The following is a 24036-nucleotide window of genomic DNA, read 5'->3' as shown; positions in this document are numbered from 1 at the left end:
CACACATTTTCTGCGTAAGACAAACGAGAGATAACGCCGGGGCAAACGAAGAAGGATAAAAATAAAAACGACTGGTCTTCCTGGTCGGAGAGAGTACCAGGTTAACCAGTCGATTTTTTTACGAAACGGTTTGAACCGTTACGCCAGAACCATGCTTGGTGCTTTGAAAGCCAGCGGCAGTTCAGCTTCGTCTTCGAAGGTCACATATTCCCAGGCTTCCTGTTTTGCCAGGACGGCCTGCAACAGTTTGTTGTTCAGCGCATGACCGGATTTGAACGCGGTAAATGCACCAATGATGTTGTGACCACACATGAACAGGTCGCCGATAGCATCCAGCATTTTGTGACGAACGAATTCATCTTCGAAACGCAGGCCGTCTTCGTTCAGTACGCGATAATCGTCAACAACGATGGCACAATCGAAGCTGCCGCCCAGGCACAGGCCGCGGGACTGCAGATATTCGATATCACGCATGAAGCCAAATGTACGGGCTCGGCTGATCTGGCGCATAAACGCATCAGCAGAGAAGTTCATCGCATAGCGTTGGGTGCTGGAGTCAATCGCCGGATGGTTAAAGTCGATGGTAAAGTCCAACGAGAAACCATTGTACGGTTTGAATTCAGCCCACTTGTCGCCATCTTCGACGCGAACGGTCTCTTTGATGCGTACAAATTTCTTCGCGCAGTTCAGTTCTTCGATGCCGGCATCCAGCAACAGATAGACGAACGGTGCAGCACTGCCATCCATAATCGGGATTTCTGGCGCATCGACTTCAACAATAATGTTGTCGATACCCAGACCCGCCAGGGCGGCGTTCAGGTGCTCTACGGTAGAAATCCGCACGTCATGCTCGTTCACCAGACAAGTACAGAGCATAGTATCACGCACAGATTTGGCATCGGCCGGAAAATCTACCGGTGGATTCAAGTCGGTGCGACGATAGATGACCCCGGTATTGGCCGGCGCAGGGCGTAACGTCAGCGTGACTTTCTTGCCGGTATGTAAACCGACACCAGTCGCCTGAACGATACGTTTAAGTGTCCTTTGTTTGATCATCGTATAATCTCGCCAAATTAACTATCCAACCGAGAGTGTATATCACTAACGGTGGGCCAGTTTAGCACAAAGAGCGCAAATCCCCTAATTCCAGCCAATTCTTAGTCAGCTTGCTTACGCAGGAACGCCGGGATATCCAGATAATCTGGCTCTTTCGCCGTTTGCGGCGTTGGGTCATTCACCACTTTCGCGGCCGGTTTCTGCTCCTGAGTCAGAGGAGACATACCGTGCTGCTGGTAACGATCCATTACCGGTTGCTGAGTCTGCTTGTTGGTCACTAAGGTGATCTCAGGACGTTTGTCCATACCGATACCGGTCGCAACAACGGTAACACGCAGCTCGTCGTTCATTTCAGGGTCAAGGGAAGTACCGATTACCACGGTAGCGTTGTCAGAGGCGAACGCACGGATAGTGTTACCCACGGTTTCGAACTCATCCAGACGCAGGTCAAAGCCAGCGGTAATGTTGACCAGCACGCCGCGCGCACCAGACAGATCGATATCTTCCAGCAGTGGAGAAGAGATAGCCATTTCAGCCGCTTCTTCTGCACGGTCTTCGCCGCTCGCCACGCCAGAGCCCATCATCGCGTAGCCCATTTCGGACATCACGGTGCGAACGTCTGCAAAGTCAACGTTCATCAGGCCAGGACGGGTAATCAGTTCAGCGATACCCTGAACCGCACCTTTCAGCACGTCGTTTGCTGCACCGAATGCGTCCAGCAGGGAGATACCGCGACCCAGAACTTTCAACAGCTTATCGTTCGGGATGGTGATCAGCGAGTCCACATGCTTGGACAGCTCGGTGATACCCTGCTCCGCGAAAGCCATACGCTTCTTGCCTTCAAAGTTGAAAGGCTTGGTCACGACAGCAACGGTCAGGATACCTAAATCTTTTGCCACTTCAGCCACAACAGGTGCTGCGCCGGTACCGGTACCGCCACCCATACCTGCTGCGATGAAGACCATGTCCGCACCTTCCAGTGCAGCGCGCAGGGCTTCACGATCTTCTTCAGCCGCATTGCGACCCACTTCCGGGTTAGCCCCTGCTCCCAGCCCTTTGGTGATACCACCGCCGATCTGGATAGTCTGGCCTACAGCCGTTTTACGCAGTGCCTGTGCATCGGTGTTAACTGCGAAGAACTCAACACCCTCAATGCGTTCACGCACCATATGCTCTACGGCGTTACCGCCGCCGCCACCGACGCCGATGACTTTAATCACCGCGTCGTTGGTCAGTTCCATAGGTTCAAACATAATTTCTCTCTCCGTTGTGCCTGTCGCCCGAGACCGCTAATTCTCTCCGGTCTCTTAAAAAAATTAAAACTCTTTTCGCAACCAGTTGTTCAGTCGTTTGACCCACGACCCCACTGAGACGCGTTTTTCCACTTCCGCTTCACCACTGAGATGAGATTCCTTCCCGTAGTGGAGCAGGCCCACAGCCGTTGAATAATACGGCTCCTGAGCATAATCCGTTAAACCGGTGATATTCAGCGGCGCACCAATACGCACCTGCGTATGGAACACGCGCTGTGCACAGGCCGCAAGACCTTCAATTTGCGCTGCGCCGCCGGTTAATACAATCCCCGCCGCAAGATGATGTTTAACGCCCTGCTGACGAAGCTGTTCCTGTAACTGTAAAATCTCTTCGTTGACCAGGTTGAGCAGCTCGGTATAGCGCGGCTCAATCACCTCTGCCAACGTCTGGCGCTGCAGGCTACGCGGTGGACGACCACCAACGCTCGGCACTTCAACGCTCTCATCTTTGCCAACAATAGACCCCAGCGCACAGCCGTGGCGCACTTTAATCGCTTCTGCATCGCTCGGCGGCGTACCAAAAGCGTAAGCAATATCGCTGGTCACGACGTTCCCTGCGTACGGGATCACTTTGGTGTGGCGCAACGCACCGCCGGTATATACGGCGATATCCATTGTACCACCACCAATATCGACCACACAGACACCCAGTTCACGTTCATCTTCGGTCAGCACGGAATAACTTGCCGCCAGACCCGCGAAAATAAGTTGGTCAACTTTCAGGCCACAACGTTCAACGGCTTTTACAATGTTCTTCGCCATATCGTTGTGACATGTGATCAGGTGCACTTTTGCCTGCATACGTACGCCAGAAAGACCGACCGGGTTCTTGATCCCTTCCTGGTAGTCAATCGCATATTCCTGCGGGATGACATGCAGCACGCGATGCTCATCGCGGACGCGCACGGACTTCGCCGTGTGCACGACGTTTTCAACGTCTTCCTGCGTCACTTCTTCCTCAGAAATCGGCACCATACCAATTTCGTTCTGGCAGCTAATGTGCTTACCAGAAAGGGCCAGATAGACAGAAGAAATCTGGCAATCTGCCATCAATTCAGCCTGATCGATGGCGCGCTGAACGCATTTCACCACCGATTCAAGATCGTTTACCCCACCTTTATCCATACCACGGGACGGGCAACTGCCTACGCCAATGATATTGACCATACCGTCGGGCAGAACTTCCCCTACTAAAGCGGCAACCTTCGCGGTGCCAATCTCCAGTCCAACTACCAGTTTTCTGTCCGTCGCCTTGATCATTGTTGTTCTGCCTGTACCTGTGCCTGATTCTGTTGCTGATTAGGTTCCTCGACCGGAGCCGGTACCCAACCGACTGCTGCGCCTGAGTCATAGCGCAAATCAACGTAGCTTATCCGTTTGCCGTCAGTCTGTGCCTGCTGCTGTAAAACCGGGTAAAGTTCGACAAAACGCGCCAGACGCTTCATTGTGTCTCCGCGTCCCAGGTTGAGCTTAATGCCGTTCGTTAACGTCAGCTGCCAGGAACGGCGCGCCGTCATGGCAGCATCTTTTAACGTAAACCTGTCCTTCGCCAGCACCTGACCCATCTCGCGAAAACCCTGTAACACTTCGTTTTCGCTGCCTTCAGGGCCATACAACATCGGTAAATTTTGCTTGTTGACACGATCGGTCGGGACGCTGAAGGAATTTCCGTCTACGTCAACCATGTGCTGATCATTCCAACGCGCAATGGGCACATATTCAACCAGATGAATCTTCAATTCATCAGGCCATTGCTTTCTTACGCTTGCCTGTTTTATCCATGGCAGACGTTCTATCTGGCTCTGGATAATATTGACGTCCTGCGTCATAAAGGTGCCAGGCGAGCCCAGTGCCAGTATTGACTGACGAATATCGTCGTTACGCGTGTAGTGGCGCTCGCCGGTGACCACCAGCTTAGAGAGCGGCAACCGCTGCGCATCTTCCATCCAGCCCAGGACCATCCAGCCGCTGATAAACACAGTGCACAACACCCCGAGCAGGAAAATGATGCCTGCAAGACGCGTTCCATTACTGCGGCGTGAAGAGGTGTATTCGTCCTCGTCATCGCGGTTGCGCGTGTTCAATGCAGCCTGAGACATATCAGCCCGCCTGGTCCAGAATGCGTACGACTAACTGCGAGAAACTCATCCCCGCCTGACGTGCAGCCATCGGCACAAGGCTGTGACTGGTCATTCCCGGAGAGGTATTGGCTTCCAGCAAATAAAATTGCCCATCACTGTCCTGCATCACGTCGATGCGTCCCCAGCCGCGGCAACCCAGAACATGCCAGGCTTTAAGCACCAGGGACTGTAAATCTGCTTCACGCTCGGCTTCAAGACCACAAGGGCAGAAATATTGCGTCTCATCAGAGAGATACTTCGCCTCATAATCATAGAAGGTTCCGGCCGGTTGGATACGGATTGACGGTAAAATTTCTTCGCCAAGCATCGCGACGGTAAATTCTGGCCCGCTGAGCCATTTTTCAATCAGAACTTCTTCATCATGTTGAAATGCCAGTGCTAAAGCGGACGAAAAATCTTCAGCTTTGTCGACTTTGGACATTCCCACACTGGAGCCTTCCCGGCTGGGCTTTACAATAACCGGTAAGCCCAGTTCAGCAATGCGTGTATTAACGCTATCCGGCAGGCCCAATTCAAATTCGCGACGCGTCAGTGCAACCCATGGCGCAACGGGTAACCCAGCGCCCTGCCACAGGAGTTTGCTGCGCAGTTTATCCATAGAGATAGCGGAGGCCATCACGCCGCTGCCGGTGTACGGCATGCCGATCAAATCCAGAAGCCCCTGCAGGGTGCCATCTTCACCGCCGCGACCATGCAAAGCGATAAAGACTTTATCGAAACCCATGGCTTTTAATTGCGTCACGTCGACCTCTTTTGGGTCGACCAGGTGCGCATTGACGCCCCCTTCACGCAGGCCCGCGAGCACAGCCGCGCCGGAATTCAGGGAAACCTCACGCTCGGCGGAGGTGCCGCCAGACAGGACAGCAATCTTATCAGCCATGATGCTCATCCTCCTGAGTTTGCGGCTTCAGTTTGATTTCAGCTAAGGTACGGGCGATTTTGCCGATATTTCCCGCGCCCTGAATCAGAATCAAATCGTTACCTGTCAGGACCGGAGCCAGAATTTCCGCCACCTGTGCAGGGTCAGAAACCAGAATAGGGTCAACTTTACCGCGTCCACGGATGGTGCGACATAAAGAACGACTGTCTGCGCCCGGAATCGGAGTTTCGCCCGCTGAATAAACATCCAGCATTAACAGTGTATCTACCTGTGAAAGGACGCTGGCGAAATCGTCGTACAGATCGCGCGTACGCGTGAAGCGGTGCGGCTGGAAGATCATCACCAGATTCTTGTCAGGCCAGCCTGCACGTGCGGCTTTGATGGTGGCGTCCACTTCGGTCGGATGGTGGCCGTAGTCGTCCACCAGCATCGCTGTGCCGACTTTACCGTTCACGGCGTCCAGAGGGAATTCACCGAGGAAGTCGAAGCGACGGCCGGTGCCCTGGAAGCTTTCCAGCGCGCGCAGAATCGCATCATCATCAATGCCTTCTTCCGTCGCGACGGCCACTGCCGCTGCGGCATTGAGGGCGTTATGACGACCTGGCGCATTCAGCGTGACGTGCAGCAGTTCTTTGTCCTGACGCGCCAGCGTGAAATGCCCCTGCGCACCAATCTGTTTGTACTCTTCCACGCGAACGTCAGCGTCTTCGCTGAAGCCGTAAGTGGTGATTTGACGACCCACGCGCGGCAGCAGCTCGCGGATCACCGGATCGTCTACGCACATCACCGCGCGTCCATAGAACGGCAGGTTGTGCAGGAAGTTGATGAAGGTCTGCTTTAGGTTTTCGAAGTCGCCCTGGTAGGTATCCATATGGTCAGCTTCGATGTTGGTGACAATCGCCACCATTGGCTGCAAGTGCAGGAACGACGCGTCGCTCTCATCCGCTTCGGCAATCAGATAACGGCTGTGGCCCAGACGCGCATGTACGCCTGCGGCTTTGACCAGACCGCCGTTGACGAAGGTCGGATCGAGACCCGCTTCCGCATAAATACTGGAGACCATCGCCGTGGTCGTGGTTTTACCGTGGGTCCCGGCAATAGCGATGCCGTGACGGAAACGCATCAGTTCCGCCAGCATTTCTGCACGGCGGATCACCGGAATGCGCGCTTCATGCGCGGCAACGATTTCCGGATTGTCAGAGGAGATGGCGCTTGAGACCACCACCACGCTCGCATCGCGCACGTTTTCCGGACGATGGTTGAAATAGATAGTCGCCCCAAGCGACGCCAGCTGCTGCGTAACAGGGTTTGGCGCCAGGTCAGACCCGCTGATCTGATAGCCTTCGTTAGCTAACACTTCGGCAATACCGCCCATGCCAGCACCACCGATGCCAACAAAGTGAATGTGCCGGACGCGACGCATCTCGGGCACGATTGAACGCAGTTTTGCCAGTTGTTGTGTATTCATTCTCTAAACGCCATCGACTACTTAAAATTCGTGCCGCGCTTCACGCGCTGCGAGGGTTAAGCCTGGGCTGCCAGGCTCACTTCTTTTGCCACCCGTTCCGTCGCATCAGGGATAGCGGCCGCGCGCGCGCGTTGCGCCATCTCCAGCAGTGCGTCTCTGTTCCAGCCCGCCAGGGTGGTGGCGACCGCGTCGGCGGTAAATTGTGGCTGCTCAAATATCTTCGCGGCACCGGCTTTCTCAAGCGGCAACGCATTCCAGTACTGCTGTCGGTCTTTGTGCTGGAACGGCACAAACAGGGCAGGCAGACCGGCGGCGGCGATCTCGCTCACCGTCAGGGCGCCTGAACGACAGACCACGACATCGGCCCAGGCATACGCTGCCGCCATGTCGTCGATAAACTCTGTGACTTTATGCTGCGGCTGACCTTCGTCTGAGTAAGCCTGCTCAACGGTCTGCTGAGCGCCTTTTCCGCTCTGGTGCCAGATCGTCACGGCATCCCCCAGCTTTGCGGCAACCTGCGGCATCGTCTGGTTTAGGATGCGCGCGCCCTGAGAGCCGCCGACGACCAGTACACGCACCGGCCCTTCACGGCCCGTCAGACGAGCGTCCGGCAGCGGCAGCGCCAGCACGTCCACACGCACCGGGTTACCTACGACGTCCGCTTTCGGGAACGCGCCGGGAAACGCCTGCATAACTTTGGTGGCGATTTTCGCCAGCCACTTGTTGGTCAGACCGGCAATACCGTTCTGCTCATGCAGCACAACGGGAATACCTAACGACCACGCCGCCAGCCCGCCAGGCCCCGAGACATAGCCGCCCATGCCCAGCACCACATCCGGCTTAAAGCGCTTCATGATGGTGCGCGCCTGACGCCATGCGTTAAAAATACGCACCGGTGCCAGCAGCATTGCCTTAAGGCCTTTGCCCCGAAGGCCGGAAATACGAATAAAGTCGATCTCGATACCGTGCTTCGGTACCAGATCGGCTTCCATGCGGTCTGCGGTTCCCAGCCAGCGTACCTGCCAGCCCTGATCCATTAAATGGTGCGCAACCGCCAGTCCCGGGAACACGTGTCCGCCGGTACCGCCTGCCATCACCATTAACCGCTTCGGTTGATTCATCGTGAACCTCGTGTAAACGCCTGGGCTTTTTCCAGACGCGTCTCATAATCTATACGCAACAAAAACATGATGGCCGTCGACATAATCAACAGACTGGAACCACCATAACTGATCAACGGCAACGTCAGACCTTTGGTCGGCAGCATACCCGCTGCGGCCCCGACGTTAACCAATGCCTGGAAGCTAAACCAGATACCAATTGAACAGGCTAAGAATCCTGAGAAGCGGTGATCGATCTCCAGCGCTTTCCGGCCGATGGACATGGCGCGGAAAGCGACGAAGAATACCATTAATAGCGCTAATACCACACCGATATAACCCAGTTCTTCCGCAATAATGGAGAAGATGAAGTCAGTGTGCGCTTCCGGTAAATACTCCAGTTTCTGTACCGAGTTACCCAGACCCTGTCCCCAGACTTCGCCGCGACCAAAGGCCATCAGCGACTGAGTCAGCTGATAACCGCTGCCGAACGGATCTTCCCACGGGTTCCAGAACGAGGTTACACGGCGAATACGGTAAGGCTCGGCGAGGATCAGCAGCACAACCGCCGAAATCCCCATTCCGATGATAGCGATGAACTGCCACAGCTTCGCGCCCGCCAGGAACAGCATCGCCAGGGTGGTAACGAACAGCACGACAACGGTACCGAGGTCAGGCTGCGCCAGCAGTAATACCGCCAGCACCAGAATCACGCCCATCGGTTTTAAGAAGCCGCGCAGGTTGTTACGCACTTCATCTACCTTACGCACCAGGTAGTTAGCCAAGTAGCAGAACAGGGAGAGCTTGGTAAATTCCGCAGGCTGAATACGCAGCGGGCCAAAGGCGATCCAGCGCGATGCCCCGTTAACAGAGCTCCCCACCACCAGTACGATCAGCAGCATAATAATCGAGGCGATCAGCATCGCCGTACTGTGCCGCTGCCAGAACTCCATTGGCAGACGCAAGGTCACCAGCGCCAGGCAAAACGCCAGGATGATGTACAGACCATCACGCTTGGCAAACAGGAAAGGATCGTTCGCCAGACGCTGCCCGACGGGCATTGAGGCGGACGTCACCATAATAAAGCCGACCGCTGCCAGCCCCATCGTGAGCCAGAACAGCGTGCGATCGTACATGACCAGGCTGTCGTTATCTTTTTGACGAGAGCCCATCACCCAGCCTTTGAGCGCCGCAAACAGCCATGCCAGGATCCCAAATCCTGGCAGGCGCGGCATTTTCAGGCGAGGGAGAGATAAACGCATCAGCCTAACTCCTTCGCCAGGCGGGTAAAGACATCACCACGCTGTTCGAAATTCTTGAATTGATCGAGGCTGGCGCAGGCCGGAGAGAGCAGCACCATATCGCCTGGCTTCACGCGAGGAGCAATCAGCCGCATCGCCTGTTCCATGGTTTCGGTTTGCTCGGCGACCTCAGGGCGCACTGCAGCCAGCTCGCTGCCGTCACGGCCGAAGCAGTACAGACGGACGTTATCACCGGAAAGATACGGTTTCAGGGAGGAGAAATCCGCTGATTTACCGTCGCCACCCAGCAGCAAATGCAGCGTGCCGTCAACGTGCAGGCCGTTCAGCGCGGCCTCCGTGCTGCCCACGTTGGTGGCTTTAGAGTCGTTGATCCAGCGTACGCCGTTGTGCTCCAGCGCCAGCTGGAAACGGTGTGCCAGCCCAGAAAACGTGGTTAATGCTTTCAGGCTGGAGGAGCGTGGCAGCCCTACTGCATCTGCCAGCGCCAGCGCCGCCAGGGCATTGGTATAGTTGTGCTGACCAGTGAGCTTCATCTCTTTCACGTTCAGCACTTTTTCACCCTTCACGCGCAGCCAGGTTTCGCCCAGCTGGCGGTTCAGGTGGTAATCCCCCATCGTGATACCGAAGCTGATGCAGCGATCGTCTGCGCCACGCACCGGCATGGTCAGCGCGTCATCGGCATTCACTACGCAGACTTTGGCATTCTCATAAACGCGCAGCTTGGCGGCACGATACTGCTGCAGACCAAATGGATATCTGTCCATGTGATCTTCAGTCACGTTGAGGATTGTCGCAGCCGCAGCGTGCAGGCTGGAGGTTGTTTCCAGCTGGAAGCTGGAAAGCTCGAGAACATACAGCTCACAGCCTTTATCCAACAGCATCAGAGCGGGTAAACCAATGTTACCGCCAACGCCGACGTTCATGCCCGCCGCTTTCGCCATTTCACCCACCAGGGTAGTGACGGTGCTTTTACCGTTAGAACCGGTAATGGCGATAACGGGCGCCTGCGCTTCGCGGCAGAACAGCTCAATATCGCCGACAATCTCAACGCCCGCATCCGCGGCAGCGCTCAGTGAAGGATGCGCCAGAGCCATACCCGGGCTGGCGACAATCAGATCGGCTGCCAGCAGCCAGTCATCATTCAGACCACCAAGGTGGCGTTCAACCTGTTCAGGCAGTTTGTCCAGACCCGGCGGAGAGACACGCGTATCCATCACGCGCGGCGTCACGCCACGCGCGAGGAAAAAGTCCACGCAGGAGAGCCCCGTAAGGCCCAGCCCGATGATAACGACTTTTTTGCCCTGGTAATCTGCCATGATTAACGTACCTTCAGCGTTGCCAGGCCAATCAGCACCAGCATCAGCGAAATAATCCAGAAGCGCACAATCACGCGCGGCTCCGGCCAGCCTTTCAGTTCATAGTGGTGGTGAATCGGCGCCATACGGAAGATGCGCTGACCGCGCAGCTTGAAGGAACCGACCTGCAAAATCACCGACAGGGTTTCAACGACAAACACACCGCCCATGATCACCAGCAGGAACTCCTGACGCAGCAGTACGGCGATAATGCCGAGCGCACCGCCCAAAGCCAGAGAACCGACGTCACCCATAAAGACCTGCGCCGGATAAGTGTTGAACCACAGGAAGCCCAGCCCCGCGCCGACAATCGCCGTACAGACGATCACCAGCTCACCCGCGTGGCGCAGATAAGGGATGTGCAGGTAGTTCGCAAAGTTCATGTTACCGGTCGCCCATGCCACCAGCGCAAAACCAGCGGCCACAAAGACGGTTGGCATAATGGCCAGGCCATCCAGACCGTCGGTCAGGTTTACGGCGTTGCCGGTACCGACAATCACAAAGTAGGCCAGCAGGATGTAGAACAGCCCCAGCTGTGGCATCACGTCCTTAAAGAACGGCACGACCAGCTCGGTGGCTGGCGTATCTTTCCCGGCCAGATACAGCGCGAAGGCCACGCCCAGCGCAATCACCGACATCCAGAAATATTTCCAGCGGGCAATCAGGCCTTTGGTGTCTTTACGAACAACTTTGCGGTAATCATCAACAAAACCGATGATCCCGTAACCCACCAGTACCGTCAGAACGCACCAGACGTACGGGTTGGAGGGATAGGCCCACAGCAGCACGGAAACGACGATGGCGGTCAGGATCATGATCCCGCCCATGGTCGGCGTGCCGCGTTTGCTGAAGTGCGATTCCGGACCGTCGTTACGTACAACCTGACCGAAAGAGAGTTTTTGCAGACGGGCAATCATGCGCGGGCCCATCCACAACGAGATGAACAGCGCAGTCAGCAGGCTGACGATGGCGCGAAACGTCAGATATGAAAAGACGTTAAAGCCTGAATAATATTTGACCAAATGTTCGGCCAGCCAAACTAACATGTCCCGTTCTCCTGTAATGCGTGCACAACCTCTTCCATGGCGGCACTACGTGAACCTTTCACTAACACAGTCACAATTTGTTTTTCTGCAATCAACGCTTTAAGGCGCTCTATCAACGCGGCTTTGTCAGCAAAATGCTCGCCAACGCCGCTGGCATAGCTAATCGCCTGGCTCAGTTTTCCTGCGCTCAGCACACGGTTCAGCCCCGCCGCTTTCGCCGCTTCACCGACCTGGATATGACAGGCTTCGCTTTCGTCGCCCAGCTCTGCCATATCGCCAACCACCATGATGCGATAGCCCGGCATTTCAGATAACACCTGCACCGCCGCCGTCATCGAGCCAACGTTCGCGTTGTAGGAGTCATCCAGCAGCAGCTTATTTTCCGAAAGCTGAATCGGGAACAGACGTCCCGGCACGGCTTTCAGGTTCGCCAGCCCGGTTTTAATCGCTTCATGCGACGCGCCCACCGCCGTCGACAACGCTGCCGCCGCAAGCGCATTGGCGATGTTATGGCGACCCGGCAGCGGCAGCAGCACATCGACACCACCCGTTGGGGTGGTGAGGGTGAATTCTGTGCCGTGCGACGTCACGTGGATATTGGTCGCGGTAAAATCACTGTTGACCGCATTCGGCGAGAAGCGCCAGGTTTTACGCGAACCAATAATGCTCTGCCAGTTCAGCCAGTCGTTGTTATCGGCGTTCAGGATGGCGATACCGTCATCCGGCAGGCCGGTGTAAATCTCACCTTTGGCTTTTGCTACGCCTTCCAGCGAGCCAAAGCCTTCCAGATGCGCAGCCGCGAGGTTATTCACCAGTGCGGCTTCCGGGCGAGTCAGGCTCACGGTCCAGGCGATTTCGCCCTGGTGGTTTGCCCCTAACTCGATCACCGCAAATTCATGTTCTTTGGTCAGGCGGAGTAATGTCATCGGCACGCCGATGTCATTATTGAGGTTGCCCGCGGTATAAAGCGTATTCCCGCACTGGCTGAGGATCGCCGCCGTCATCTCTTTCACCGACGTCTTGCCTGATGATCCGGTCAGGGCGACAACGCGCGCAGGGACCTGCTGACGGACCCAGGCGGCCAGTTCACCGAACGCGAGACGCGTATCTTTCACCACAATTTGCGGCAGATCGATATCCAGCTTGCGGCTGACCAGCAGCGCACCGGCGCCGTTCTCTTTGGCCTGTTCAGCAAAATCATGCGCGTCAAAACGCTCGCCTTTCAGCGCCACAAACAGACAGCCTGCGGTGATTTTGCGGGTGTCCGTCGTGACGGCATCAATCGTCAGGTCTTGTCCGTGCAGGTCGCCCTGCAGAATGGCAGCGGCCTGGCTTAACGTGATGCTAATCATGCCACGACTCCCAGCAGACGTGCTGCCGTTACGCGGTCCGAGTAGTCCAGACGGCGATTGCCAACGATCTGATAATCTTCATGGCCTTTACCCGCCAGCAGGACTACATCATTCTCCCGCGCCTGCATGATGGTGTTAGTCACGGCTTCCGCACGGCCTTCCACCACGCGAGCGCGGCCCGCGTCCAGCATGCCCGCCAGAATGTCATTGATGATGGCGCGCGGCTCTTCCGTACGCGGGTTGTCATCGGTGACTACCGGAATATCTGCAAACTGCTCGGCAATAGCCCCCATCAGCGGGCGTTTGCCTTTGTCGCGATCGCCGCCGCAGCCAAACACGCACCAGAGCTTCCCTGTGCAGTGCAGGCGCGCCGCTTCCAGCGCTTTTTCCAGCGCGTCCGGCGTGTGGGCATAATCAACCACAACGGTCGGCTTGCCCGGCGCGCTGAACACTTCCATACGGCCGCAAACCGGCTGCAGACGCGCTGAGGTTTTCAGCAGCTCAGCCATTGGATAACCCAGCGCGAGCAGCGTCGCCAGCGCGAGCAGCAGGTTGCTGACGTTAAACGCGCCCATCAGGCGGCTTTCAATTTCGCCTTCACCCCAGGAAGAGGCAAAGCGGATTGTCGCCCCGCTGTCGTGGTAATTCACTTCAACCGCCTTCAGCCAGCGGCCGTGGCAGTTCGGATTGATATGGTCTTCCATCGACACTGCAACCGCATCCGGCAGCTTCGCCAGCCAGCGGCGGCCCACTTCGTCGTCGGCGTTGATGATGGCTTGTCCGTAATGGTGAGTAGAGAACAGCAGCCATTTCGCGGCTTCGTAATGCTCCATATCACCATGATAATCAAGATGATCGCGGCTCAGATTGGTAAACACGGAAGCGGCAAATTTCAGCGCCGCGACGCGGTGCTGTACCAGACCGTGCGAAGAGACTTCCATCGCAGCAAAGGTTGCCCCCTGCCCTGCCAGACCGGCAAGCACATGCTGTACGTCTACCGCGGAACCGGTGGTGTTTTCCGTCGGGCTCACTTTGCCCAGCAGGCCATTACCCACGGTCCCCATCACCGCACCGGTTTCACCCAGCAGCTGGGCCCACTGCGCCATCAGCTGCGTGGTGGTGGTTTTACCGTTGGTACCCGTCACGCCAACCAGGCGCAGCTGGTCGGAAGGTTCGTGATAAAAACGCCCCGCCAGTGCGGAAAGACGCTCGTTTAACTGGCTGAGATAGATAACCGGCACCCCGTGCATTTCACGGATCTCACCGTCGGTTGCCTCATCTTTAGCCTCAGCAATAATGGCAGCCACACCTTGCGCAATCGCCTGCGGGATATAACGACGCCCGTCCGCCTGATGACCGACCACCGCCACAAAAAGATCGCCAGAAGCAGCCACGCGGCTGTCCAGTATCATCTCTCGCAGTGCTCGCTCCGGTGCATTTGGCACCCACGGAGCGAGAAGGTCGCGCAAATTACGATCTGCCACCTGTACCCTCGCCTTGATTAATTACAAATTCACTTTTTTCGCCCGTCGCCAGCGCATCTGGTTCAATGTTCATGGTACGTAACACGCCGCCCATGATAGCCCCGAACACAGGCGCGGAGACGGCGCCGCCGTAGTATTTACCCGCCTGTGGATCGTTAATCACGACCACCAGCGCAAAACGCGGATTGCTTGCAGGCGCAACGCCTGCGGTATAGGCAATGTATTTGTTGATATAGCGGCCATCCGGCCCCACTTTTTTCGCCGTACCGGTCTTGATAGCGATGCGATAACCTTTGATTGCCGCCTTCACGCCGCCGCCGCCGGGCAGCGCCACGCTTTCCATCATATGAACAACAGTACGGACGGTCGATTCCGGGAAGATACGCTCACCGGGAACCGGTGGATCAACTTTGGTAATCGACAGCGGACGATAAACGCCATAGCTGCCGATCGTTGCGTAGACTCGCGCTAACTGTAACGGTGTCACCATTAGCCCGTAGCCGAAAGAGAAGGTGGCCCTCTCTATGTCAGACCACCGTTGTTTTTGAGGATATAAGCCACTGCGTTCTCCGACCAACCCCAAATTGGTCGCCTTTCCAAGCCCAAAACGTGAGTAAGTCTCTACTAACGCTGAGGACGGCATCGCTAACGCCAGCTTTGAAACACCGACGTTACTCGACTTCTGTAACACCCCGGTCAGGGTCAATTCGCTGTAGCGCGCCACGTCTTTGATTTCGTGACCGTTAATTCGGTAAGGAATGGTATTCAGTACGGTATTTTCATTAACGATACCGCGCTGAAGTGCAGTCATGACGACCATCGGCTTAACGGTCGAACCCGGTTCGAACACGTCGGTGATGGTACGGTTACGCATAATATCCTTTTGCGTACCGGTAAGATTGTTAGGGTTGTAGGACGGGCTATTGGCCATCGCCAGCACTTCACCCGTGTTGACATCAACTAACACGGCACTGCCCGATTCCGCTTTGTTAAAGGCCACGGCGTTGTTCAGCTCGCGGTAAACCAGCGCCTGTAACCGCTCATCGATACTCAGCGCAAGGTTGTGTGCTGCCTGGCTGTCCGTTGAGGAAATATCCTCGATCACGCGACCATAGCGGTCTTTACGCACAATGCGCTCACCGGGCTGGCCGGTCAGCCATTTATCAAAGCTTTTTTCAACGCCCTCAATCCCCTGGCTATCAACGTTAGTAAAGCCAATGAGGTGAGCAGTCACTTCGCCGGATGGATAGTACCGGCGGGATTCTTCGCGCAGATGGATCCCCGGCAGCTTCAATTTTTTGATGTAATCTGCCATGTCAGGATTCACCTGACGCGCCAGATAGATAAAGCGCCCTCTCGGGTTGGTATTCACGCGTGAAGATAACTGGTCCAGCGGCATCTTCAGCGCATCCGCAAGGGCCTTCCATCGGTTATCAAGCGTGATGCCGCCAGCATCATGCAGTTCTTTCGGATCGGCCCAGATAGCCTTCACCGGCACGCTCACCGCCAGCGGACGACCCGAGCGGTCGGTGATCATCCCACGGGATGTCGACACTTCCTGGACGCGCAGAGAGCGCATATCGCCCTGGCGAACCAGCATGTCAGGGGCGACGATTTGTAGCCAGGCCACGCGGCCCAGCAGAAAACCCAGCGCCAGTAAAATGCAGCCGCAAAGCAACGCAAAACGCCAACTGACAAAGTTGGCCTGTTCTTCCTGACGTTTTGGTTTTAGCGTTTTTGCCGCTGCTTTCATGCGTCGCGTTTTCCCTTATTTTTGTACTACGATATTTTCCTGCGAAGGATCAACATGCTGCAGCTGCAGCTTTTCCGTTGCGATCCGTTCAACCCGGCTGTGATCGCCGAGCGCGTTTTCTTCAAGGATCAGATTTCGCCATTCAATATCCAGCGCATCGCGTTCCAGTACCATCTGCTCGCGTTGCGCAGTCAATAAACGTGTATGGTGGGCGGTGGTCACCACCGTAACTGCCGTGACAATGATGCAAATGAACAGACAGAGTGGCAGTTTCCCAAACCGCAAAAGATCGTCGCCGATCACGCCAGGCAAGGCATGGCGCTCGTTGCTTCCTAACGAATCCTTAACTTTGCTTAGGGTCTCTGTCACTCTGCCGATCATGCGTTCGTCCTCTCTGCAACACGCAGCACTGAACTACGGGCGCGTGGATTCTCTGCCACTTCTTCTTCGCCCGGCATCAACTTGCCTAATGCTCGCAACTGACGGCCACCCAGCTTCCTGAGTTGTTCTTCCGTCATCGGCAGCCCCGCTGGCACCTGCGGACCGCGGCTTTGTTCACGCATGAAGCGTTTCACAATACGGTCTTCCAGCGAATGGAAGCTGATGATGGATAACCGCCCACCCGGGGCCAGCACGTCGAGCGAGCTTTTTAGCGCCAGCTCTATTTCCTCCAGTTCACTGTTTACCCAGATGCGAACCGCCTGGAAGGTACGGGTCGCGGGATGTTTGTGCTTATCCTTCACCGGTGTCGCCGCCGCGATCACTTCGGCCAACTCTTTGGTGCGGGTCATTGGCTCAATGCGATTGCGCTCAACGATGGCGCGCGCAATACGTTTGCCAAAGCGCTCTTCGCCGAACGTTTTGATGACCCATGCAATATCGGCTTCGTCAGCGGTCTGTAGCCACTCAGCGGCAGATTGACCGCGCGTCGGGTCCATCCGCATGTCCAGCGGACCATCACGCATAAAGGAGAAACCACGTTCAGCATCATCAAGTTGGGGTGAAGAGACGCCAAGATCGAGAAGAATCCCGTCGATCTTGCCCGTCAGGCCGCGTTCAGCGACATAATCCGCGAGCGCAGAGAAAGGTCCATGCACGATGGAAAAGCGTGGGTCATTGATGGTCTGTGCAACGGCAATAGCCTGCGGATCGCGATCGATTGCCAGCAGACGTCCTTCCTCTCCAAGCTGGGAGAGAATCAAACGTGAGTGACCACCGCGACCAAACGTGCCATCAATGTAGATGCCATCCGGACGAATATTCAGGCCGTTTACGGCCTCGTCCAGTAACACCGTTTTATGTTTATAATTTTCCATCATATTTATAGAGACAAGTCCTGCAGCCGTTCCGATAATGTCGCGGAATCAGACTGCTCAGCGTCGATATCTTCCTTGACCTGTTGATACCAGGTCGTTTCATCCCACAGTTCAAACTTGTTGAACTGCCCGACCAGCATCACTTCTTTGGTCAGACCGGCATGTTGCCGCAACACAGGGGCAATCAGTAATCGCCCAGCGTTATCCATCTGACATTCACTGGCATGTCCCAATAACAGCCGCTGTACGCGGCGTTCCTGCGGGTTCATGCTCGACAGTCGCGACAGCTTTTGCTCAATAATTTCCCATTCAGGCAAGGGGTAAAGCAGCAGGCAGGGGGAGTTAATGTCAATGGTGCAAACCATTTGACCCGCAGCGTTCTCAATCAACTGGTCGCGGTATCGGGTTGGTACCGATAAACGCCCTTTGCTGTCGAGATTGACTAACGTAGCTCCACGGAACATGCCAGTCTCACCCCTCCTCACCACTTTAACCCACAAATTCCCACCTAAAGGAGTTTACGGAGCGAGGGAAAAGCTTGTCAAGCCAGGACTCTCCATATAAGGACTCGGAAGCCCTCTATTTACAGAGATAAACAGTCCTGGTTAATAACTGCACAACTGGCGAGGCAAAATTAACGTTATGAATATTTGTAAGAAAAAAACCGAATATGCACACTAGCGTTAAAGCTCACTCAATATCATCGCAGATAAATATAAAGTGTCAGTTTGCGACGCGGGCAGCATTTTATGACAGATTCTCAGGGGATAACAGCGCCAGATTCACTCAGGCACCCGGTAAGCGCAGCGGTTGCCACGTAAGCTGGCAAAGGAGGAGGAAAAACGTCTGATTATTCATTGACCGAAAAGGGTTTGTAACAAAATAATACAAAGAATACCGTTTAAAATCGACCGGACGTTCTTAAAAAGACAATTTAAAAGCCAGAATGAATTAAGAAAAATAGGTGATTAGGATCCCTCAAGAATTATCCTAATTTCTCTCCGGGAATTATCTGCACGAATTATCGCAACAAAAGGGGGGCAGATTTCGCCGCCCCGGTCATTTTCATTTTTGGCGGCTTAAAATTCCGCGATGGTAGAGATTACGTTTGATACGCGTCAGGCCCGGTTTCGGCTTGCGCGGCTCATCCAGGCTTGCCAGCACAATCTCCAGCACGCGTTCAGCCACATCGCGGTGACGCTGTGCTACCGCCAGCACCGGGCACTGGAGGAAGTCAAGCAGTTCGTTATCCCCGAACGTGGCAATCGCCAGATCGGAGGGCAGTTTACCTTCCCGGCGTAAGGTCACGTCCATGACGCCCTGCAACAGCGCAAACGACGTGGTGAACAGCGCCTGAGGCATCGGATGCGTTTCCAGCCATTTCTCGAACAGCTGCGCGGCGGCTTCACGCTCGTAGCTGTTGGCATAGAGGTAGTGAACCTCGCGCGGATCGTCTTTCCAGGCAGTTCTGAATCCCTGCTCGCGCAGGAAGCTCACGGAAAGCTCGGGCAACGCGCCAAGATACAGCACCGTTTCAGCGGGGAACGTTCTCAACTCTGCGGCCAGCATTTCTGCATCATCCTGATCCGCACCCACGACGCTGGTGAAATGCTCGCGATCGAGCGCGCGATCCAGCGCCACAATTGGGAACGGGTCATTCGCCCAGCGCTGGTAGAACGGATGCTCTGGCGGCAAGGAGGTCGACACGATAATGGCATCCACCTGACGCTGGAGCAGATGCTCAATACAGCGCATCTCGTTATCAGGCTGGTCTTCTGAGCAGGCAATCAGCAACTGATAGCCGCGCTGACGCGCCTGACGTTCAAGATAATTGGCGATACGGGTATAGCTGGTGTTTTCCAGGTCAGGGATCACCAGACCAATAGAGCGGGTACGCCCGGCACGCAGACCGGCTGCGACAGCATTCGGATGGTAGTTATGCTCACGAACCACCGCCATAACTTTTTCAACGGTCTTGTCGCTGACACGGTACTGCTTTGCTTTACCGTTAATCACATAGCTGGCCGTTGTCCGTGACACGCCGGCTAGCCGGGCGATTTCATCCAGTTTCACAATTGCCCCTTAAAAAAAGAAAAGAGTCCATGGCCCTGTCAAGGTTATGGTTAAATCTTTTAACATCTAAACGCAGAAAAGCCTTCGCGGCAACCGCTTTTATCTGCGTTGTCGGCTGATTACGCAAAAAAAAGCCCGGCTTTGGTGACCGGGCAGAAAGAGGCGAACCTTTTTGACAACTAACGCATGATTTTCTCGCCGCGTGACAGACCGACTACACCCGATCTCGCGACCTCGACAATTTTTGCGACGTCCCGCACTGATGCCAGGAAAGCATCCAGCTTGTCGCTTGTCCCAACCAGCTGAACCGTATAAAGAGAAGGGGTCACGTCAATAATCTGTCCGCGGAAAATATCCGCATTGCGTTTAACTTCTTCACGCCCGTAGCCGCTGGCCTGGATTTTCACCAGCATGACCTCTCGTTCAACGTAGGCCCCCTGCCCCAGCTCGCTCACGCGCAGCACATCAACCAGCTTATGCAGCTGTTTCTCAATCTGCTCAAGCACTTTAGCATCGCCGACGGTTTGGATCGTCATGCGCGATAGCGTAGGGTCTTCCGTCGGAGCAACGGTCAGGCTTTCAATGTTATAGCCGCGCTGTGCAAAAAGACCAATGACGCGCGACAGTGCGCCAGACTCGTTTTCCAGTAAAACAGATAATATCCGGCGCATATCAGGTTCTCTCCGTTTTGCTTAACCACATTTCATCCATACCACCACCACGAATATGCATCGGATAAACGTGCTCGGTCCCATCAACAATCACATCCATAAAGACGAGGCGGTTGTTTTTAACGTGCTCAAGCGCTTGCGCGAGCTTCGCTTCCAGCTCAGCCGGATCGGTTACCCGCATGCCTACATGGCCGTAAGCTTCAGCAAGACGAACAAAGTCCGGCAGCGATTTCATGTATGACTGAGAATGACGGCCAGAGTAGATCATATCCTGCCACTGCTTCACCATACCGAGATACCCGTTATTCAGGTTCAGCACCAGTACCGGCAGTTCATATTGCAGCGCGGTAGACAGTTCCTGAATGTTCATCTGAATACTGCCATCTCCGGTCACGCAGACGACGGTTTCATTCGGCAACGCCAGCTTCACGCCCAGCGCGGCAGGCAGACCAAAGCCCATGGTTCCTAAACCACCGGAGTTGATCCAGTGTCGCGGTTTATCAAACGGGTAATACAGGGCGGCAAACATCTGGTGCTGCCCTACGTCTGAGGTTACGTACGCTTCACCTTTCGTCAGTCGCCACACCGCTTCGATGACCGCCTGCGGCTTAATGTTTTCGCTTTGCGTGTCATATTTCAGGCACTGACGCGCGCGCCACTGTTCAATCTGCTGCCACCAGTCGCGGATCTCATCCAGCGGCTGGGTTGCACTCTCCTGGGTCAGCAGGTCCAGCATTTGCTCCAGAACCTGACGGGCATCACCGACGATCGGCACATCAGCCGCCACTGTTTTTGAAATTGACGTAGGATCGATATCAATGTGCAGCACGGTTGCGTTCGGGCAATACTTCGCCAGGTTGTTGGTGGTGCGATCGTCAAAGCGCACGCCGACGGCAAAGATGACATCGGAATGATGCATCGTCATGTTGGCTTCATAGGTACCGTGCATACCCAGCATCCCCAGCGCCTGACGATGAGTGGCAGGGAATGCCCCCAGCCCCATCAATGACGATGCAACTGGCAGGTTAAGTTTTTCAATCAGTTCACGAAGCTGGACTTCGCAGGCAGCGTTGATCGCCCCGCCACCGACATAGACCACCGGTTTTTTGGCTGCCAGCAGCGTTTGCAACGCTCGCTTGATCTGACCTTTATGCCCCTGCGTTGTTGGGTTATAAGAGCGCATGCTGACCGATTCCGGCCAGACATAAGGCAGCTTGTTTGCCGGGTTCAGGATATCTTTAGGCAGATCGACCACCACCGGTCCTGGACGTCCGCTCGCCGCCAGCCAGAAGGCTTTTTTCAGTACGCCAGGGATGTCTTCTGTTTGCTTGACCAGGAAGCTGTGCTTCACAACGGGACGCGAAATCCCGACCATGTCGCACTCCTGAAAAGCATCGTAGCCAATCAGTGAGGTTGCCACCTGCCCGGAGAGGATCACCAGCGGGATAGAGTCCATATAGGCCGTCGCAATGCCGGTAATGGCGTTTGTCGCGCCGGGGCCGGACGTGACTAACACCACGCCTACTTCACCCGTCGCACGCGCCAGGCCGTCAGCCATGTGCACCGCCGCCTGCTCGTGACGTACCAGAACATGGTCAATGCCCCCTACCGTATGCAACGCATCATAAATATCGAGGACCGCACCGCCAGGGTAGCCGAACACTTGCTTTACGCCCTGATCGATCAGCGACCGAACGACCATTTCCGCGCCAGACAACATCTCCATGCTTTGCCTCCAGGCATTTTGTTATAGACGGACTGCCGAATTCATTTCCGCACCGTCTTACGATTGGGATAAACCAATCTTATATTTTGCAGAGTGTTCTTTACCTTAACCGCTCGTTATGAGGCAGGCAATTAGCAAACCCGGGTAGATAAACGGCGCGTAAAGCAGAAAAAGCAGCCGTTAACAGGAGATATGGTTAATTCCTCTGGGAATAGAGGATGGGGTGATAAATCATCGCTGAAAAGCGCGACAATGCAGGAAATCATCTATTTTTGCGTGCCGGAGAGCAGCCCAAAAAAAAGCACCACAGAATAAAATAGCAATTATCTAAAAGAACTCAGGATAAATCACATAAAACGATGCGATTTATCCTGATGCGTTTACCGGCGACAGATGCCAACCAGCAACTCTTCCATCCACTGATGCCCTTTATCCCGACCCGCCGCTTCATGCCAGGAAAGATAACAGGTGCGGCTATTTAGCTTGAGCGGCAGAGGTAAAATTTGCAGGTTTAACGGGTCAGAAAACTCTTCTGCCAGCCAGCGCGGCGCAATCGCCACCAGTTGCGTCTGGGAGACCACGTTTAATACGCTAACCATGGCCATGCCCTGATACGCCACGCTCGCCTGTTTATCCGCAGTGTCATACCACGGCAGGCTAAAGGAAGCATATCTGTCGAGTGCAACAACGGCGTGCTGCTCGTTATAAACATCGCTTTCTAGCAGCGGAGAATTCAGGCGCGGATGTTTTTTACTGGCGACGAGAACCATTTCATCTTTAAACAGCGGCACACAGGAAAATTCTGGACGACGGAACTCTTCATACCCCAGAACGAATTCAATCTCCTGATAGCGTAACTGATGTTCCGTGTTTTGATTCAGGGATGATTTAAAAACAAGATTGATATTTGGTGCGATCTCTTCAACTTTATTATAAATAATCGACGTTAAATAATTATCTAATGGGCTACAGACGCAAAGATGGAATACGCGCTCGCTGCTTAAGGGTTCAAAGCCCGAGCCCGGCAGCTCGTTTTGTACCAACTGCAACGCCTGGCGGATGGAGCCGAACAGCTGGAATGCGCGCGCCGTAGGCTGGATCCCTCTTCCGTAACGAACAAACAATTCGTCGTTAAACATGACCTTAAGCCTGGCAACGGCATTACTCACAGCAGGTTGTGACATCCCCAAGGCCTGGGCCGCGCGGGTAATATTCTGTTCCTGCATGACAGCATCAAACACCGTCAGAAGATTAAGATCCACCGTGCGTAACTGCGGTTTAATCCCATCAGTAGCTTGAGGTTGTTTAATATTATTTTCTGACACTTCTGACTCCACTGTCACGCTACACTCCCTTTGCTCACGTACGGTAATCATCTCGAAAATATGATTTACCATGCAAACACGATCAGCAAAAGAGAATTATTTAAAATTCGGAATATATAAAGACTCTATAATAACGAAAATTAATGAGCGCAAATGATATGTTTGACTTTAGGGTTTGAATGAAACCATAAACCAAACAAATATACAATTGCCATCAGGTTAATGATGACTTAAGTATTATTAAACTGTTATTGCTATCGCCCTACAGTTAGTTAACAACCTGTTATATCTGTTCGCTTTTCAGCATTATGGAACAGATTCACTGCATTTATAACTTAATGATATTAAAACCTTTTAATCACAACGCATTCTCTTCAGGACATTTCACTCATTTTTAAACAATTATATTTATTTGTTTCTGCAACTCTTTTCTTAAGTCCAAAATTAGACAATTAGTCGGGTCGCGAAAGCTAAAACCAGCACAATTAGCTAAAGTGAATACCCTGCTGATTCCGTCTGTCGGGCCCGTTTTCATCGTCAGGGGTTGACATGAACGGCCGTATCCAGTACCACTAAAAGCATATTGAATTTAACGGAGCACGATTCATGATTCGCACCATTCGTTTCACCGGTCTACTACTACTAAACGCATTCACTGTGCGCGGTAGACTGGCGGGCGAAATTCAGCGTTGAATCGTCACCAGTAAGACTAAAA

Annotated in this window: 21 protein-coding genes; 1 reads left to right on the top strand and 20 read right to left on the bottom strand. The window is 54.5% G+C overall.

The window, feature by feature from the left end; all coding sequences use genetic code 11:
• Positions 1-138 precede the first annotated feature (138 nt).
• From lpxC to leuO, 20 genes are all read right to left on the bottom strand, one after another.
• Entirely contained in the window at positions 139-1056 is a 918-nt protein-coding gene (gene lpxC, locus AC0TOY_RS20760) for a UDP-3-O-acyl-N-acetylglucosamine deacetylase (protein WP_008501977.1), read from the bottom strand.
• A gap of 101 nt (positions 1057-1157) precedes the next feature.
• Positions 1158-2309, bottom strand: coding sequence for a cell division protein FtsZ (gene ftsZ, locus AC0TOY_RS20755; RefSeq protein ID WP_008501978.1), 1152 nt, complete (start codon positions 2307-2309; stop codon positions 1158-1160).
• Positions 2310-2372: 63 nt separating this feature from the next.
• Positions 2373-3629 (bottom strand): cell division protein FtsA, encoded by a 1257-nt coding sequence (gene ftsA / locus AC0TOY_RS20750; protein WP_023334508.1) that lies wholly within the window; start codon positions 3627-3629, stop codon positions 2373-2375.
• Positions 3626-4468 carry a cell division protein FtsQ gene (gene ftsQ / locus AC0TOY_RS20745; protein ID WP_024907461.1) on the bottom strand — a complete coding sequence of 281 codons (843 nt, stop codon included), beginning with the start codon at positions 4466-4468 and terminating at the stop codon, positions 3626-3628. The genes ftsA and ftsQ overlap by 4 nt, the downstream gene beginning before the upstream one ends.
• Before the next feature lies 1 nt (position 4469).
• Positions 4470-5390, bottom strand: coding sequence for a D-alanine--D-alanine ligase (locus AC0TOY_RS20740; protein ID WP_061715968.1), 921 nt, complete (start codon positions 5388-5390; stop codon positions 4470-4472).
• On the bottom strand, positions 5383-6858 hold the full coding sequence (gene murC, locus AC0TOY_RS20735; RefSeq protein ID WP_248272736.1) for a UDP-N-acetylmuramate--L-alanine ligase: 1476 nt from the start codon (positions 6856-6858) through the stop codon (positions 5383-5385). The genes AC0TOY_RS20740 and murC overlap by 8 nt, the downstream gene beginning before the upstream one ends.
• A 56-nt stretch (positions 6859-6914) precedes the next feature.
• Positions 6915-7979 carry an undecaprenyldiphospho-muramoylpentapeptide beta-N-acetylglucosaminyltransferase gene (gene murG, locus AC0TOY_RS20730; protein WP_061715969.1) on the bottom strand — a complete coding sequence of 355 codons (1065 nt, stop codon included), beginning with the start codon at positions 7977-7979 and terminating at the stop codon, positions 6915-6917.
• Positions 7976-9220 carry a cell division protein FtsW gene (gene ftsW / locus AC0TOY_RS20725; RefSeq protein WP_024907458.1) on the bottom strand — a complete coding sequence of 415 codons (1245 nt, stop codon included), beginning with the start codon at positions 9218-9220 and terminating at the stop codon, positions 7976-7978. Before ftsW ends, murG begins: the two co-directional genes overlap by 4 nt.
• Positions 9220-10536, bottom strand: a complete 1317-nt coding sequence (gene murD, locus AC0TOY_RS20720; RefSeq protein ID WP_148769772.1) for a UDP-N-acetylmuramoyl-L-alanine--D-glutamate ligase — start codon at positions 10534-10536, stop codon at positions 9220-9222. Before murD ends, ftsW begins: the two co-directional genes overlap by 1 nt.
• Before the next feature lie 2 nt (positions 10537-10538).
• Positions 10539-11621, bottom strand: a complete 1083-nt coding sequence (gene mraY, locus AC0TOY_RS20715) for a phospho-N-acetylmuramoyl-pentapeptide-transferase (protein ID WP_008501985.1) — start codon at positions 11619-11621, stop codon at positions 10539-10541.
• Positions 11615-12973, bottom strand: a complete 1359-nt coding sequence (gene murF, locus AC0TOY_RS20710; RefSeq protein ID WP_473722481.1) for a UDP-N-acetylmuramoyl-tripeptide--D-alanyl-D-alanine ligase — start codon at positions 12971-12973, stop codon at positions 11615-11617. The genes mraY and murF overlap by 7 nt, the downstream gene beginning before the upstream one ends.
• Complete coding sequence (murE, locus tag AC0TOY_RS20705; protein WP_032649816.1) at positions 12970-14457, bottom strand: UDP-N-acetylmuramoyl-L-alanyl-D-glutamate--2,6-diaminopimelate ligase; 1488 nt, start codon at positions 14455-14457, stop codon at positions 12970-12972. Before murE ends, murF begins: the two co-directional genes overlap by 4 nt.
• Complete coding sequence (locus AC0TOY_RS20700; protein ID WP_024907454.1) at positions 14444-16210, bottom strand: peptidoglycan glycosyltransferase FtsI; 1767 nt, start codon at positions 16208-16210, stop codon at positions 14444-14446. Before AC0TOY_RS20700 ends, murE begins: the two co-directional genes overlap by 14 nt.
• A 15-nt stretch (positions 16211-16225) precedes the next feature.
• Complete coding sequence (gene ftsL / locus AC0TOY_RS20695; protein ID WP_008501989.1) at positions 16226-16591, bottom strand: cell division protein FtsL; 366 nt, start codon at positions 16589-16591, stop codon at positions 16226-16228.
• Positions 16588-17529: a 16S rRNA (cytosine(1402)-N(4))-methyltransferase RsmH gene (gene rsmH / locus AC0TOY_RS20690; RefSeq protein ID WP_021240527.1), complete on the bottom strand. Its 942-nt coding sequence runs from the start codon at positions 17527-17529 to the stop codon at positions 16588-16590. The genes ftsL and rsmH overlap by 4 nt, the downstream gene beginning before the upstream one ends.
• Positions 17530-17531: 2 nt before the next feature.
• Positions 17532-17990 (bottom strand): division/cell wall cluster transcriptional repressor MraZ, encoded by a 459-nt coding sequence (mraZ, locus tag AC0TOY_RS20685; RefSeq protein ID WP_021240528.1) that lies wholly within the window; start codon positions 17988-17990, stop codon positions 17532-17534.
• A gap of 601 nt (positions 17991-18591) precedes the next feature.
• Positions 18592-19599, bottom strand: a complete 1008-nt coding sequence (gene cra, locus AC0TOY_RS20680; RefSeq protein ID WP_008501993.1) for a catabolite repressor/activator — start codon at positions 19597-19599, stop codon at positions 18592-18594.
• 179 nt (positions 19600-19778) lie between these two features.
• On the bottom strand, positions 19779-20270 hold the full coding sequence (gene ilvN / locus AC0TOY_RS20675) for an acetolactate synthase small subunit (RefSeq protein WP_008501994.1): 492 nt from the start codon (positions 20268-20270) through the stop codon (positions 19779-19781).
• Position 20271: 1 nt separating this feature from the next.
• Positions 20272-21996, bottom strand: a complete 1725-nt coding sequence (gene ilvI / locus AC0TOY_RS20670; RefSeq protein WP_473722479.1) for an acetolactate synthase 3 large subunit — start codon at positions 21994-21996, stop codon at positions 20272-20274.
• A gap of 380 nt (positions 21997-22376) precedes the next feature.
• Positions 22377-23321: a transcriptional regulator LeuO gene (leuO, locus tag AC0TOY_RS20665; RefSeq protein WP_050597746.1), complete on the bottom strand. Its 945-nt coding sequence runs from the start codon at positions 23319-23321 to the stop codon at positions 22377-22379.
• A gap of 606 nt (positions 23322-23927) precedes the next feature.
• Here leuO and leuL point away from each other — a divergent pair.
• A complete protein-coding gene (leuL, locus tag AC0TOY_RS20660; protein WP_071787438.1) occupies positions 23928-24014 on the top strand; it encodes a leu operon leader peptide in 87 nt (28 codons plus the stop codon).
• Positions 24015-24036 lie beyond the last annotated feature (22 nt).

The sequence above is a fragment of the Enterobacter sp. PL_is379 genome, assembly GCF_055817355.1.
Note: the sequence above shows the minus strand (reverse complement) of the source record. Positions and strands in the feature narration are given on the sequence as shown.

Excerpts from the sequence above, each read along its gene's own strand:
- lpxC (WP_008501977.1), bottom strand. The coding sequence starts at position 1,056 with ATGATCAAACAAAGGACACTTAAACGTATCGTTCAGGCGACTGGTGTC.
- ftsZ (WP_008501978.1), bottom strand. The coding sequence starts at position 2,309 with ATGTTTGAACCTATGGAACTGACCAACGACGCGGTGATTAAAGTCATC.
- ftsA (WP_023334508.1), bottom strand. The coding sequence starts at position 3,629 with ATGATCAAGGCGACGGACAGAAAACTGGTAGTTGGACTGGAGATTGGC.
- ftsQ (WP_024907461.1), bottom strand. The coding sequence starts at position 4,468 with ATGTCTCAGGCTGCATTGAACACGCGCAACCGCGATGACGAGGACGAA.
- AC0TOY_RS20740 (WP_061715968.1), bottom strand. The coding sequence starts at position 5,390 with ATGGCTGATAAGATTGCTGTCCTGTCTGGCGGCACCTCCGCCGAGCGT.
- murC (WP_248272736.1), bottom strand. The coding sequence starts at position 6,858 with ATGAATACACAACAACTGGCAAAACTGCGTTCAATCGTGCCCGAGATG.
- murG (WP_061715969.1), bottom strand. The coding sequence starts at position 7,979 with ATGAATCAACCGAAGCGGTTAATGGTGATGGCAGGCGGTACCGGCGGA.
- ftsW (WP_024907458.1), bottom strand. The coding sequence starts at position 9,220 with ATGCGTTTATCTCTCCCTCGCCTGAAAATGCCGCGCCTGCCAGGATTT.
- murD (WP_148769772.1), bottom strand. The coding sequence starts at position 10,536 with ATGGCAGATTACCAGGGCAAAAAAGTCGTTATCATCGGGCTGGGCCTT.
- mraY (WP_008501985.1), bottom strand. The coding sequence starts at position 11,621 with ATGTTAGTTTGGCTGGCCGAACATTTGGTCAAATATTATTCAGGCTTT.
- murF (WP_473722481.1), bottom strand. The coding sequence starts at position 12,973 with ATGATTAGCATCACGTTAAGCCAGGCCGCTGCCATTCTGCAGGGCGAC.
- AC0TOY_RS20700 (WP_024907454.1), bottom strand. The coding sequence starts at position 16,210 with ATGAAAGCAGCGGCAAAAACGCTAAAACCAAAACGTCAGGAAGAACAG.
- ftsL (WP_008501989.1), bottom strand. The coding sequence starts at position 16,591 with ATGATCGGCAGAGTGACAGAGACCCTAAGCAAAGTTAAGGATTCGTTA.
- rsmH (WP_021240527.1), bottom strand. The coding sequence starts at position 17,529 with ATGATGGAAAATTATAAACATAAAACGGTGTTACTGGACGAGGCCGTA.
- mraZ (WP_021240528.1), bottom strand. The coding sequence starts at position 17,990 with ATGTTCCGTGGAGCTACGTTAGTCAATCTCGACAGCAAAGGGCGTTTA.
- ilvN (WP_008501994.1), bottom strand. The coding sequence starts at position 20,270 with ATGCGCCGGATATTATCTGTTTTACTGGAAAACGAGTCTGGCGCACTG.
- ilvI (WP_473722479.1), bottom strand. The coding sequence starts at position 21,996 with ATGGAGATGTTGTCTGGCGCGGAAATGGTCGTTCGGTCGCTGATCGAT.
- leuL (WP_071787438.1), top strand. The coding sequence starts at position 23,928 with ATGATTCGCACCATTCGTTTCACCGGTCTACTACTACTAAACGCATTC.